This is a genomic window from Pantoea sp. ICBG 985 (genome assembly GCF_002928365.1).
Taxonomy (GTDB): Bacteria; Pseudomonadota; Gammaproteobacteria; order Enterobacterales; family Enterobacteriaceae; genus Pantoea; species Pantoea dispersa.
Genome location: NZ_POWM01000002.1, coordinates 449,620 through 462,668 on the forward strand (window position 1 = coordinate 449,620; position 13,049 = coordinate 462,668).

General features: G+C 61.4%; 11 protein-coding genes. 9 read left to right on the forward strand and 2 right to left on the reverse strand.

The genetic code is table 11. The features are described from left to right. Positions 1-24 precede the first annotated feature (24 nt). The 3 genes from phnD to phnE (C1Y42_RS08095) all read left to right on the forward strand — a co-directional run bounded on the left by phnD (position 25) and on the right by phnE (C1Y42_RS08095) (position 2,965). Positions 25-954 (forward strand): phosphonate ABC transporter substrate-binding protein, encoded by a 930-nt coding sequence (phnD, locus tag C1Y42_RS08085; protein ID WP_031280167.1) that lies wholly within the window; start codon positions 25-27, stop codon positions 952-954. A gap of 266 nt (positions 955-1,220) precedes the next feature. After that, positions 1,221-2,084 carry a phosphonate ABC transporter, permease protein PhnE gene (gene phnE / locus C1Y42_RS08090; RefSeq protein WP_058757354.1) on the forward strand — a complete coding sequence of 288 codons (864 nt, stop codon included), beginning with the start codon at positions 1,221-1,223 and terminating at the stop codon, positions 2,082-2,084. Then, positions 2,081-2,965, forward strand: coding sequence for a phosphonate ABC transporter, permease protein PhnE (gene phnE, locus C1Y42_RS08095; protein WP_104093161.1), 885 nt, complete (start codon positions 2,081-2,083; stop codon positions 2,963-2,965). Before phnE (C1Y42_RS08090) ends, phnE (C1Y42_RS08095) begins: the two co-directional genes overlap by 4 nt. Here phnE (C1Y42_RS08095) and C1Y42_RS08100 read toward each other — a convergent pair. Then, entirely contained in the window at positions 2,919-5,504 is a 2,586-nt protein-coding gene (locus tag C1Y42_RS08100) for an ATP-binding protein (protein ID WP_104093162.1), read from the reverse strand. The genes phnE (C1Y42_RS08095) and C1Y42_RS08100 overlap by 47 nt on opposite strands. A gap of 144 nt (positions 5,505-5,648) precedes the next feature. Between C1Y42_RS08100 and C1Y42_RS08105 the strand changes: the two genes are divergently transcribed. The 6 genes from C1Y42_RS08105 to C1Y42_RS08130 all read left to right on the forward strand — a co-directional run bounded on the left by C1Y42_RS08105 (position 5,649) and on the right by C1Y42_RS08130 (position 12,044). Further along, positions 5,649-7,154, forward strand: a complete 1,506-nt coding sequence (locus tag C1Y42_RS08105) for a sugar ABC transporter ATP-binding protein (protein WP_104093163.1) — start codon at positions 5,649-5,651, stop codon at positions 7,152-7,154. A gap of 10 nt (positions 7,155-7,164) precedes the next feature. Continuing rightward, positions 7,165-8,148 carry a COG4158 family protein gene (locus tag C1Y42_RS08110; protein ID WP_021509811.1) on the forward strand — a complete coding sequence of 328 codons (984 nt, stop codon included), beginning with the start codon at positions 7,165-7,167 and terminating at the stop codon, positions 8,146-8,148. A gap of 289 nt (positions 8,149-8,437) precedes the next feature. After that, positions 8,438-9,376: an ABC transporter substrate-binding protein gene (locus C1Y42_RS08115; RefSeq protein ID WP_021509812.1), complete on the forward strand. Its 939-nt coding sequence runs from the start codon at positions 8,438-8,440 to the stop codon at positions 9,374-9,376. Between the two features lie 57 nt (positions 9,377-9,433). Beyond that, positions 9,434-10,117, forward strand: a complete 684-nt coding sequence (locus C1Y42_RS08120; protein WP_104093164.1) for a D-lyxose/D-mannose family sugar isomerase — start codon at positions 9,434-9,436, stop codon at positions 10,115-10,117. Positions 10,118-10,129: 12 nt separating this feature from the next. After that, the gene (locus tag C1Y42_RS08125) at positions 10,130-10,990 is read left to right on the forward strand and encodes a ketose 1,6-bisphosphate aldolase (RefSeq protein ID WP_104093165.1); all 861 of its coding nucleotides are present in this window, start codon (positions 10,130-10,132) and stop codon (positions 10,988-10,990) included. Between the two features lies 1 nt (position 10,991). Further along, positions 10,992-12,044 (forward strand): carbohydrate kinase family protein, encoded by a 1,053-nt coding sequence (locus C1Y42_RS08130; protein ID WP_104093166.1) that lies wholly within the window; start codon positions 10,992-10,994, stop codon positions 12,042-12,044. Here C1Y42_RS08130 and C1Y42_RS08135 read toward each other — a convergent pair. Then, positions 11,981-12,727, reverse strand: a complete 747-nt coding sequence (locus C1Y42_RS08135) for a response regulator (RefSeq protein ID WP_021509816.1) — start codon at positions 12,725-12,727, stop codon at positions 11,981-11,983. The genes C1Y42_RS08130 and C1Y42_RS08135 overlap by 64 nt on opposite strands. Between the last annotated feature and the right edge of the window lie 322 nt (positions 12,728-13,049).

Here is a 13,049-nt window from a genome sequence, read left to right on the forward strand (position 1 = left end):
CCCACGGCAAGAGAAAATCTCACAATGAAACTGACTGCTTTAGCTTTACTGACAGGCGCTCTGATGGCTTTTGGCGTTAACGCAGCGGATGCACCGAAACAGCTGAACCTGGGAATTCTGGGCGGGCAGAACGCCACCCAGCAGATTGGCGATAACCAGTGCGTGAAGACCTTCTTCGATAAAGAGCTGGGCGTGGATACGCAACTGCGCAACTCGTCTGACTATGCCGGCGTGATTCAGGGACTGCTGGGCAACAAGATCGATATGGTGCTGAGCATGTCGCCAGCGTCTTACGCCTCGGTCTATCTGCAAAACCCGAAGGCCGTGGATATCGTCGGTATCGTGGTGGACGACAAAGATGGCTCGAAAGGCTACCACTCGGTGGTGATCGTCAAAGCCGACAGCCCGTATAAGAAGCTGGAAGATCTGAAAGGTAAATCGTTTGGCATGGCCGATCCGGATTCCACCTCCGGCTTCCTGATGCCGAATCAGGCCTTTAAGAAAGAGTTTGGCGGTACGGTGGATGATAAGTACAACAATACCTTCTCCAGCGTGACGTTTTCCGGTGGCCACGAGCAGGACATCCTCGGCGTGCTGAACGGCCAGTTCGACGGCGCGGTGACCTGGACGTCGCTGATTGGCGATTACAACAGTGGCTATACCTCGGGGGCCTTTGGTCGTCTGATTCGTATGGATCACCCGGATCTGATGAAGCAGATCCGCATCATCTGGCAGTCGCCGCTGATTCCTAACGGCCCGATTCTGGTGAGTAATAACCTGCCCGCTGACTTCAAAGCGAAAGTGGTGGCCGCGATCAAAAAGCTGGATAAAGAAGATCACAGCTGCTTTGTTAAAGCGGTGGGCGGTGCCCAGCACATCGGCGCCGCCAGCGTCGCGGATTACCAGAATATCATCGATATGAAGCGCGACCTGATGAAGGGTGCTCGCGGGTAACGAGCGGGTGGCTATGTGCGGTATTTCCCTCACCCCAGCCCTCTCCCGGGGGGAGAGGGGGCCGCACGAGCTACCGGACAATTCCCTCGCCGCTGGCGGGAGAGGGGGACGCACGTGCCGGCATTGTTTACCGGACAATTCCCTCGCCGCTGGCAGTAGAGGATGGAGCACGTGCCTGCATCATACTGCCGGACAATTCCCTCTCCCGCTGGCGGGAGAGGGTTAGGGTGAGGGCAATCCCTCGCCATCAACAAAGGATCTCTCCCTTGACCGATTTCGAACACTACTACCAACGTATTCGCCGCCAGCAAAAGCGCGACACGCTGCTGTGGTCGCTGCTGCTGGTGGCGCTCTATCTCGCAGCCGGCAACGTGGCGGAATTCAACCTGGTCACGGTCTGGCAATCGCTGCCTCACTTCTTTGACTACATCGGCGCGACGCTGCCGGTGCTGCACCTGCCGTTGCTGTTCGCGGACGTTAAAACCGAAGGTTCGCTGGCTTACTGGGGCTATCGCCTGCACTTTCAGCTGCCGCTGATCTGGGAAACCCTGCAGCTGGCGCTGTCCTCCACCCTTATTGCGGTACTGATCGCCGCCGTGCTGGCGTTTTTCGCCGCTGATAACACCCAGACGCCGCGCAGCCTGCGCATGGCGATTCGCGCCTTTGTTGCCTTCCTGCGCACCATGCCGGAGCTGGCGTGGGCGGTAATGTTCGTGATGGCGTTCGGCATCGGCGCTATCCCCGGCTTTCTGGCGCTGGCGCTGCACACCATCGGCAGCCTGACCAAACTGTTCTACGAATCGATTGAGAGCGCCTCCGACAAACCGGTGCGCGGTCTCGCCGCCTGTGGTGCCAGCAAGCTGCAGCGTATGCGCTTCGCCTTCTGGCCGCAGGTGAAACCGACCTTTCTCTCCTACAGCTTTATGCGGCTGGAAATTAACTTCCGCTCCTCCACCATCCTCGGGCTGGTGGGCGCGGGCGGCATCGGTCAGGAGCTGATGACCAACATCAAACTGGATCGCTACGATCAGGTCAGCATGACGCTGCTGCTGATCATCGTGGTGGTGTCGCTGCTGGATACGCTATCCGGCTGGCTGCGCCGCCGTGTGGTTGAAGGAGACGTAAAATGATCGCCTTAGCGCCCGACGTGGCGAAACTGAAACAGCAGCATGCTGCACTGTTTGCCGCGCAAAACCGTTATCTGCGGCGCATCGCGCTGATTGCGCTGGCGCTGGTGCTCTACTATCTGTTCTTCTTCAGCGTGTTTGGCATCGACTGGCAGCGCTTTGTCATCGGCTGCCAGCAGCTCGGACGCTATTTCCTGCGCATGTTCGTCTGGCAGGATTTCGTCAACTGGCCGTTTGGCTACTATTTCTCGCAGGTCGGTATCACGCTGGCGATCGTGTTTGCCGGCACGCTCACCGCCACCGTCATCGCGCTGCCGATCTCGTTTCTGGCGGCGCGCAATGTGATGCACGATCCGCTGACGCGGCCAATATCGCTGCTGGTGCGCCGGCTGCTGGATGTGCTGCGCGGCATCGACATGGCCATCTGGGGATTGATCTTCGTGCGGGCGGTGGGCATGGGCCCGCTGGCCGGGGTGCTGGCGATTGTGATGCAGGACATCGGCCTGCTGGGCAAGCTGTATGCCGAAGGGCATGAAGCGGTTGAACGCTCACCCAGTCGCGGCCTGAGCGCAGTGGGGGCCAACAGCCTGCAAAAACACCGTTACGGCATTTTTACCCAATCGTTTCCCACCTTTCTCGCGCTGAGTCTGTATCAGATTGAGTCCAACACCCGCTCGGCGGCGGTGCTGGGCTTTGTCGGCGCCGGTGGCGTCGGGCTGGTCTACGCCGAAAACATGCGCCTGTGGAACTGGGATGTAGTGATGTTCCTGACCGTGATTCTGGTGGTGGTGGTGATGGTGATGGACGCCATCTCCAGCCGGTTGCGTAAACGCTACATCACCGGGAAAGGGGTGCCGCTGTGGCAGCCTGCCGTGCGCGACTGAGCCGTTCGCTGCGCTGCCAGGCGCGCTCCAGCGCCTGCACCAGCTGCGCCTGCTGCCAGGGTTTCGCCAGCCGTTCACACAGCGGTAGCGTCACCGGCGTCTGGCGCAGATCCTGACCGCTAATCAGCAGGGTGGCCAGCTGTGGCCACTGCTGCTGCGCCTGACGAATCACATCTGCACCGTTCAGGGCGCCCGGCAGCATCAGGTCACTGATCAGCAGATCGATATCCGGCGTCTGGCGCAGCAGCGTCAGCGCGCTCTCGCCGTCAGCACACTCCAGCGTCAGGTAACCCAGCTGATGCAGATGTTCGCACAGCGTCTGGCGCACCGCCGGCTCGTCATCCAGCACCAGTATCAGGCGATCGCGGCTGGCGCGCGGCGTCAGCACCGGCGCGCTCACCAGCGGCTGCGCGGCTTCCGGCGCGCGCGGCAGCAGCAGACGCACCGTGGTGCCCTGGCCCGGCGCGGTCTCCAGTTCGATCTGTCCGCCGGACTGGCGCACAAATCCGTACACCATCGACAGCCCCAGTCCGCTGCCGCTGCCGGTGGCTTTGGTGGTAAAGAAGGGTTCAAACACCTGTTCCCTCACTTCGGCGGACATGCCGCAGCCGTGGTCGATCACTTCAATGGTGACGCGGTCGCGCTTGCCATCGGCCTCCTGAATCCGCTGATTCCAGATGCGCAGGCGGATCTCGCCGCTCTGGCGCTCCATGGCATCGCGCGCGTTCACCACCAGATTCATCAGGGCGTTCTCCAGCTGGCCGGCATCAATCCACGCCGGCCAGCCTGGGCGCTGCGCATCCACCACCAGATGCTGGCCGGGCAGCAGGGAGTGCTGCAGCAGCGACTGCAGGTTTTCCACCAGTTCCACCACCGCAACGGCACGCGGATAAAGTGCCTGTTTGCGTGAGAAGGCCAGCAGACGCTGCGTCAGCTGTGCGGCGCGATCGGCGGCCAGCCGCGCGCGCTCAATGCGGCTGGCCAGCGTGCCGGGCGGCAACTGATCGACGGTCAGCGCCAGGCTGCCGATGATCACCGCCAGCAAATTATTGAAATCGTGCGCCAGGCCGCCAGTCAGCTGACCGACCGCTTTCATCTTCTGGCTGTGCAGCAGTGCCGCTTCCAGCGCCTTACGCGAGGTGCGCTCCAGCACCGTGTTGACCATGCCGCGCCGCGGCACCGGGCTGAAGCGCAGTTCCAGCGTGCGGCCATCCGGCAACCTGACTTCCTGCGCGTCGTGCAGGCTGCTGAGCTGCACATCGACGCGATCGAGCAAACGCTGATAGTGCATGCCGCGATGCAGCTCGCGCGGCGCGAAGCCCAGCAGTTCGGCGTACTGCGCGTTCCACACCACCAGCTGACCGCTGTTATCAAACAGCGCGAAGCCGTCGCGCATGGCGAGGAAGGTCGATTCCAGCTGGTTGCTTTTCTCTTTCAGTAGCTGCGAGGTGTGGGCCAGCGAAGCGGTGTTGCGGGCGAACACGTTAAAGGCGCGCGCCAGATCGCCCAGCTCATCGCGCCGTGCCAGGCCGGGCACGCTGACGCTTTTCTCCCCCTGCGCCAGCCGCGTCATGGCGTGTGCGATGGCGGTAAGGCTGGAACCGAGATTGCGGTAGATGTAGTAACCGGCGTAACCGGTAATCAGCAGCGCCAGTAGCATAAACAGACCGATGAAACCGATGATTGAATCCAGTTCCTGATGGGCGGTGGCGCTGCGCGCATCGCTCTGCTGCGCCACCAGCTGAACGTAGTGGGTGATGTCTTCGTTGAGCATCGCCACCAGCGCCTTGATGCGATACGTGGCGTAGGCGATGGCGATGTCACTCTGCTCCAGCTGACCGGCCACCGGCAGCAGCTGCTGGCTGGTGCTGACCAGCCGCGCGCGCTGCATCGCCAGCACGCCCTGCAGCGGCAGCGCAGACCAGATCGGCAGCACGCTGTTGAGCTGTTGCACTGCGGCCTGCGGCGTGGCGGACTGAATTGCCACGGTTAACAGCGCGGCCGTCTGCTGGCGCAGCGGCAGAAACGCGCCGTCGCTGGCCAGCAGGTCGATACGGTTGAGCAGCAGCTGCGCCTGCCACAGGCCGCTGAGCATCACGTTACGCTGTAAATGGCGCTGATGCCCCTCCAGCAGCAGCTGGCTGATGCTTTGCTCCAGCATCTGGCTGCGCTCGCGGATGCGTGCCAGCAGCGCCGGCTGCTGTGCGGCCAGCGGCGCGCTGGCCAGCTGACTCAGCGACTGCTGCAGCGCCTGCTGGGTCTGCTGCAGACGCGCCGATTCGCTCTGGTATTCGAGCGCGCCCACCACCTGCGCCAGCCGCACCGCGGCGATGGCAACTTTGGCCGTATCACGCGCCAGCGCCAGGCTGCCGTTCATATCGGCCAGCGTTTGTGCCTGCGCCTGCTCCTGAATGTGACCGGCGTGGCGAAAACCGAAAATAGCCACCAGGCTCACCGCCAGCGTAACGCTCACCACCAGCAGGTTAAACATCAGCAGGCGCCCGCGCGCGCCGGCGTGCCAGTGCAGACTGTGACTCATTGCTGCCGCTCCTTACCGCTCAACTCCGGCGAGTATAGAAGCGCGACCGGAGCGCAATATGACAAATATGAACGGCGTCTGACATTTTCCATTTATCTGGCGTTGCTTAACTCGCGGCTATCCACTGGCAGCAGGAGCCTGAAGATGGCGGCGACACCGATATTAGAAATGCGGGCAATTACCCGGCGCTTCGGCAGCTTCTATGCGCTGAAAGGCGTCGACCTGACCGTCTGGCCGGGTGAAGTGCACGCGCTGATGGGCGAAAACGGTGCCGGTAAAAGTACCTTAATGAAGATTCTGGCCGGCGCGTATACCGCCAGCAGCGGGGAAATTCTTATCGATGGTCAACCCTACGCCATCCGGGGCCCGAAAGAGGCGCTGGCGGCAGGGATCACCCTGATTTATCAGGAAATCAACCTGGCACCGAATCTGACGGTGGCGGAAAACATCTTTCTCGGCAGTGAAATTTCCCGTGGCGGGCTGGTGAAGCGTCGCCAGATGGCGGAAGAAGCGCAGCAGGTGATTAACCGCCTTGGCGCGCAGTTCAGCGCCACCGATCTGGTGAGTCGCCTGAGCATCGCCGAACAGCAGCAGGTGGAAATTGCCCGCGCGCTGCATCGCAACAGCCGCATCCTGGTGATGGACGAACCCACCGCTGCGCTCTCGAATCGCGAAACCGAACAGCTGTTTGCGCTGATCAAACGCCTGCGCAGCGAAGGCATGGCGATCATCTACATCAGCCACCGCATGGCGGAGGTGTATGAACTCTCCGATCGCGTCAGCGTGCTGCGCGACGGCCAGTACGTCGGCAGCCTGACGCGCGAACAGCTGAACGCCAGCGAACTGGTGCGCATGATGGTTGGCCGTCCGCTCAGCGATCTGTTCAACAAAGATCGCGCCATTAGCTTCGGCGAAATTCGCCTGGCGGTAAATCATCTGACCGACAACCGCAAAGTGCATCCCAGCAGCCTGGCTGTGCGCGCCGGGGAGATTGTCGGGCTGGCCGGACTGGTCGGTGCCGGCCGCAGCGAGCTGGCGCAGCTGATTTTTGGTGTGCATCAGCCAGCCGGCGGAGAAATCTGGATCGACGGGGAAAAAGTGCAGATTCACTCGCCGCGAGACGCCATTGCGCGCGGCATCGGTTTCCTGACCGAAAACCGCAAAGAGCAGGGGCTGTTTCTGGAACTGGCAGCGCAGGAAAACATCGTGATGGCCACGCTTGAGCGCGATGCCAGCTACGGCCTGCTTAACCGGCGTAAAGGGCAGAAGATCGCCAGCGAGGCGATTCAATCGCTGAATATCCGCGTGCCGCACGCCCAGGTGCGCGCTGGCGGTTTATCCGGTGGCAACCAGCAGAAGCTGCTGATTTCGCGCTGGGTATCGATAGCGCCGCGCATCCTGATTCTGGATGAGCCGACGCGCGGCGTGGATGTCGGCGCCAAGAGTGAAATCTACCGCATGATGAACCAGATGGCGCAGCAGGGCGTGGCAATTTTGATGATCTCCAGCGAGCTGCCGGAAGTGGTGGGCATGAGCGACCGCGTGTACGTGATGCGCGAAGGCACCATCGCCGGCGAGCTGAGCGGCGAGCAGATTAGCCAGGAAAACATAATGACACTGGCCACCGGCGCGCAGCCGGTCCAGGCCTGAGGAGACGGGAATGACCAGTGAAACCGCACGCGTAAAAAGTCCAACGCTAAAACGTGCGTTGATGAGTGACCTGCTGCAAACCGTGGGTATCTTGCCGATTCTGATCCTGATCGTGGCGGTATTTGGCTTTGTCGCCCCGAACTTTTTTACCGAAGCTAACCTGCTGAATATCACGCGTCAGGCCTCGATCAACATTGTACTGGCGGCGGGCATGACGTTTGTCATTCTCACCGGCGGTATTGACCTGTCGGTTGGCTCAATGCTGGGCACCACGGCGGTGGTAGCGATGGTGGTGTCGCTCGATCCGGCGTTTGCCGGGCTAACCATCCCCGCCGCGCTCGGAGCCGGGCTGATCATGGGGCTGTTCAACGGCATTCTGGTCGCCTGGGCGGGCCTGCCGCCGTTTATCGTCACGCTGGGCACCTATACCGCGCTGCGCGGGGCGGCCTATCTGCTGGCTAACGGCACCACGGTGATTAACTCGGATATCAACTTTGAGTGGATAGGCAACGGTTATCTCGGCCCGATCCCGTGGCTGATTATCATTGCCTTTGCGGTGATTGCGCTGTGCTGGTTTATTTTGCGCCGCACCACGCTTGGCGTGCATATCTATGCGGTGGGCGGCAACATGCAGGCAGCGCGCCTGACCGGTATTAAAGTCGGCGCGGTACTGGTGTTCGTCTACGCCATGAGCGGCCTGCTGTCCGGGCTGGGTGGCCTGATGAGCGCATCGCGTTTGTACAGCGCTAACGGCAACCTCGGCGTGGGCTATGAGCTGGACGCGATCGCCGCGGTGATTCTGGGCGGGACCAGCTTTGTCGGCGGCATTGGCACCATTACCGGCACGCTGATTGGCGCGCTGATTATCGCCACGCTGAACAACGGCATGACGCTGATGGGCGTGTCGTACTTCTGGCAGCTGGTGATTAAGGGCGGGGTGATCATCATTGCGGTGCTGATCGATAAGTACCGTACGCGGCATCACGTGGGGTGAGGGGCGGGCGCTGGCTTTGGCCCTCACCCCAACCCTCTCCCGCTTGCGGGAGAGGGGGCTGTCCGGAGAGAAGAGGTAACTAACGTGCTTCACCTGAACACCATGCAGAACGGTTCCCTCTCTCGCTCGCGGGAGAGGGGGCAGCCCGGAGCGAAGATCTGGAAAACGAGAGCTTCACCTGAAAACTATGCAGAACGGTTCCCTCTCCCGCACGCGGGAGAGGGTTAGGGTGAGGGCAAAGGCAAAGGCAATCAGGGCATAAAACCAAAAAAGCAGGAGAACATCGACTATGCGTTTTAATCCGATTATCACCGGACTGCTGGCCGCGACGCTGTTCAGTGCGCCATTTGTGCAGGCCAAAGAACTGAAATCCATCGGCGTGACGGTGGGCGATCTGGCTAACCCGTTCTTCGTCCAGATCACCAAAGGGGCGGAGCTCAAGGCGCGTCAGCTGGCGGGCGATAAGGTCAACGTGACGCTGGTCTCCAGCGGCTATGATCTTGGCCAGCAGGTAGCGCAGATTGACAACTTCATTGCCGCTAAAGTGGACATGATCATCCTCAACGCCGCCGACTCCAAAGGCATCGCGCCGGCGGTGAAGCGCGCGCGTGATGCCGGCATCGTGGTGGTGGCGGTGGACGTGGCCGCCGACGGTGCCAATGCCACCATCACTTCCGATAACACCCAGGCCGGGGCCATGGCCTGTAAATACATCTCCGACCGCCTGAAAGCCAAAGGCAACGTGGTCATCATCAACGGACCACCGGTGTCAGCGGTGCAGAACCGCGTGGAAGGTTGTATGAATGAGCTGAAAACCCACCCGGATATCAAACTGCTCTCTTACAACCAGAACGCCAAAGGCAGTCGCGAAGGCGGACTGGAAGTGATGACCGGTCTGCTGTCGGCCAATCCGAAGATTGATGCCGTGTTCGCCATCAACGATCCTACCGCTATCGGTGCCGATCTGGCGGCGAAACAGGCGCAGCGCAACGAATTCTTTATCGTCGGCGTCGATGGATCGCCAGACGGCGAAGAGGCGCTGAAGCGCAAAGGCTCGCTGTTTGTCGCGACACCAGCCCAGGATCCGCAGGTGATGGCGGCCAAAGCGGTTGAGATTGGCTATGACATCCTGCAGGGCAAGCCAGCGCCGGATAAGCCGGTGCTGATTCCGGTAACGCTGATCGATCGTAACAATGTCAGCAGCTACAAAGGCTGGACGGTGAAATAAGCCACACGGGCGTCGCGGTGCACACTGCGCGCCGCGACGCCCGCCGGAGACGCAGCTATGCAACGTTCCGAAGTTAACGCTATTTTGCAACTGACCCGTGAATTCTTTCTGCGGCAGGATGTGCATCTGCCGCCGTGGGCCGATTACGGTCTCAGCCAGTGGCGCGCGCTGGACACTTCAGCCGCCGCCGAACTGCTGGCGCTGCACCTCGGCTGGGATGTCACCAGTTTTGGTGCCGATGATTTCAGCCAGACCGGCCTGACGCTGTTTACCCTGCGCAACGGTTCACGCGGCGGACAGCCGTGGGGCAAACCGTATGCAGAGAAGATCATGCACGTGCGCGAAGGGCAGGTGACGCCGATGCATTATCATCCGCAAAAAATGGAAGACATTATCAACCGCGGCGGTGGCAACCTGATTGTCACGCTACACAATCGCGACGGCGATCGGCTGGCGGATACGCCGGTACAGGTCACGCTGGATGGCATCTGCCAGACTCATGCCGCCGGTTCCCAGCTGCGGCTGTCACCCGGCGAAAGCGTCACGTTACTGCCCGGTGTCTGGCACAGCTTCTGGGGCGAAACCGGCTACGGCGATGTGCTGGTGGGCGAAGTCTCCATGCCCAATGACGATGAGCACGACAACGTCTTTCTTACCCCGCTGGCGCGCTTTAATCCGATTGATGAGGATGAAGCGCCGCGCTGGCTGCTGTGTAACGAATATCACCGCTGGCTGGCATAACAGGAGTGTTCCATGGCACTGATCTCTCTGGCGCAGGGCCTCGCCCATGCGCAGCAGCACGGTTACGCGCTCGGCGCGTTCAACGTTCTCGATACCCACTTTCTGCGCGCGCTGTTCCATGCGGCGGAGCAGCAGCGTTCGCCGTTTATCATCAACATTGCCGAGGTGCATTTTAAATACGTCAGCCTGGAACCGTTGATCGCCGCTATCCGTGCCGAAGCGGCGCTGCACGCCATCCCGGTGGTGCTCAACCTCGATCATGGCCTGCATTTTGATGCGGTGATGCAGGCGATTCGCCTCGGCTTCACCTCGGTAATGTTCGATGGTTCAACCCTGAGCTATGACGAGAACATTCGCCAGACGCGGGAAGTGGTGAAGATGTGCCACGCGCTGGGTATTTCGGTTGAGGCCGAGCTGGGCGCCGTGGGCGGCGATGAGGGGGGCGCGCTGTTTGGCGAAGCGGACAGCAATAAATTCACCGACCCGGCGCTGGCGGCGGAATTTGTCCAGGCAACCGGCATCGACTGCCTCGCAGTGGCCATCGGCAACGCGCACGGCAAATACAAAGGCGAGCCAAAGCTTGATTTTGACCGTCTGGCGGCGATTCGCGCAGCGGCCGGCATTCCGCTGGTGCTGCACGGTGGTTCCGGCATCAGCGACGCCGATTTCCGCCGCGCCATCAGCCTCGGCATCCACAAAATCAACTTCTACACCGGTATGTCGCAGGCGGCGCTCGGGGCGATTGAAACGCAAATCACCCAGCGCGACGCGCGCTACGACTCGTTCGCCGAACTGTTAATGGCGGTTGAACGCGACATCGTCAGCGTTGTGGCCCAGCAGATGCAGGTGTTTGGCAGCGCCGGGAGGGCCTGACATGGCAGCACGCAACGGCATTCTGGCGGCGGGTAACATGCTGGTGGATCACGTGCAGCGCATCAGCCACTGGCCAGAACAGGGCTGGCTGGCCGAGATTAGCCACAGCGAGAAATGCAGCGGCGGTGCGGCGCTGAATGTGCTGTTTACCCTGGCGCGCATGCAGGTCGGTCTGCCGCTGGCCGCCGTGGGGATGCTGGGCGAGGACAGCGACGGCGATTACCTGCTGCAACTGCTGGATGAGCATCATGTTGACCGTCAGCACGTACAGCGCACCGGTGCGGCAGCCACGGCGATGACGCAGGTGATGACCGCGCCGGACGGTCAGCGCACCTTTTTTCACGCGCGCGGGGCCAATGCGCAGCTCGATGTGGCGCACTTTGCTCACCTCGCCACCGCGCACCGCATCTTCCACCTCGGCTATCTGCTGTTACTGGATAAGCTCGACCAGCCCGATGCGCAGTACGGTACCCGCAGCGCCCGGCTGCTGGCGGAGATGCAGCAGCGCGGCTATCTCACTTCGCTCGATCTGGTTTCGCGCGCCGGCGAGTATCAGACGCTGGTGAAGCCGGCGCTACGCTGGCTCGATTATCTGGTGATTAACGAACTGGAAGCGCAGGCGCTCACCGGCATCGAGCTGCGCAGCAGTGGCACGCTGGCGTCACCGGCGGCGTTTGCTGCTGCGGCACGCTGGCTGCTGGCGCAGGGTGTGCGCCAGCGCGTGGTGATTCATGCACCGGAAGGCGCCTGGGGCCAGCAGCCAGCGGGCGACGGTCTGTGGCAGCCCGCCTGGTGCTTAGCGGCAGAGGAGATTGTCGGCAGCGTCGGGGCAGGCGATGCGTTCTGCGCCGGCGTGCTGTACGCCAGCCATCAGGACTACAGCCTGCAGCAGGCGTTAAAGCTGGCCCATACCTGCGCCAGCTTTAATCTGCATGCGGCCAACGCGCTGGACGGCATCCGGCCACTGAGCGAGATGCAGCGCTGGATGGATCAGGCGATTTGCGTTTCGCGCGCCGCGGCGGACGGGCGCATCACATCGGCGGAAAAAACATAGCCCAGTCCGCGAATGGTGCGGATCAGGATCGGCTGATGCGGATTAGCCTCGATTTTGCGTCTGAGGCGCATGATCAGCACATCAATGGTGCGATCGAACACGTCGAGGCTCTCGCTGTGGGTCAGCTCCAGCAGCTGGTCGCGCGTCAGGACCTTACGCGCGTGGCCGACCAGCGCGCGCAGCAGGCTGTATTCGCCCTGAGTGAGCGGCACGCTTTCACGCTGCGGATTGAACAGCTGACAACGCACATCATCCAGCCGCCAGCCATTAAACTGCCAGCCCTCATCAATCACCGTTTCCGGCTGCGCCAGTCGCCCGCAGCGGCGCAGCGCCGCACGGGCCCGCGCCACCACCACACGGGGATTAAAGGGTTTGGCGATATAGTCGTCGGCGCCCATCTCCAGCCCAACCACCATATCGGCTTCCGATCCCATGCCGGTCAGCATGATCACCAGCAGCTCAGGGCGCTGACGCTGCATCTGCTGTAATACCAGCAGGCCGTTGGTATCGGGCAGCATCATATCCAGCATCACCAGGGAGATTTCCGGATGCTGCGCCAGCAGCGCCAGGGCGTCGCGCCCCTGATGACAGCTATAAACGGTAAACACATGTTCGCTCAGCACATCGTGCAGCAATTCGCAGATGGCACGATCATCATCAACGACCAGAATCGCGGGCTTCATTGCACTGCCTCTTTTGTTGCGAAAGGGTTAAACGCAGTGTAACCCGGCGTTTTTAAGCTGCTGAAACGCGCAGCAGAAACGTGAGCGCCATCGCCTGGCAGAGTGTGAAAGCGTGCGTTACCGCAATATTTCACCCCCGGCTGCGCACGGCGGGAAAACGTTTGCGCGCAGGTGGTGCAATGCACCATAATCGCGCCTCGTTCTGGTTCAGAATTTTCTTAGCCGCAACGGCACGCTAAAACGAAAACGATTGCGTCAGGGAGTGGCATAGCAATTGCTATGTGGACAGGGGATAGCACACGACGTTCTGCTGCCAGCGGTG

Coding starts and splice junctions, on each gene's coding strand:
- C1Y42_RS08120 (WP_104093164.1), top strand. CDS start 9,434: ATGCAACGTTCCGAAGTTAACGCTATTTTGCAACTGACCCGTGAATTC.
- C1Y42_RS08125 (WP_104093165.1), top strand. CDS start 10,130: ATGGCACTGATCTCTCTGGCGCAGGGCCTCGCCCATGCGCAGCAGCAC.
- C1Y42_RS08135 (WP_021509816.1), bottom strand. CDS start 12,727: ATGAAGCCCGCGATTCTGGTCGTTGATGATGATCGTGCCATCTGCGAA.
- C1Y42_RS08100 (WP_104093162.1), bottom strand. CDS start 5,504: ATGAGTCACAGTCTGCACTGGCACGCCGGCGCGCGCGGGCGCCTGCTG.
- phnE (WP_104093161.1), top strand. CDS start 2,081: ATGATCGCCTTAGCGCCCGACGTGGCGAAACTGAAACAGCAGCATGCT.
- C1Y42_RS08115 (WP_021509812.1), top strand. CDS start 8,438: ATGCGTTTTAATCCGATTATCACCGGACTGCTGGCCGCGACGCTGTTC.
- phnD (WP_031280167.1), top strand. CDS start 25: ATGAAACTGACTGCTTTAGCTTTACTGACAGGCGCTCTGATGGCTTTT.
- C1Y42_RS08130 (WP_104093166.1), top strand. CDS start 10,992: ATGGCAGCACGCAACGGCATTCTGGCGGCGGGTAACATGCTGGTGGAT.
- C1Y42_RS08105 (WP_104093163.1), top strand. CDS start 5,649: ATGGCGGCGACACCGATATTAGAAATGCGGGCAATTACCCGGCGCTTC.
- C1Y42_RS08110 (WP_021509811.1), top strand. CDS start 7,165: ATGACCAGTGAAACCGCACGCGTAAAAAGTCCAACGCTAAAACGTGCG.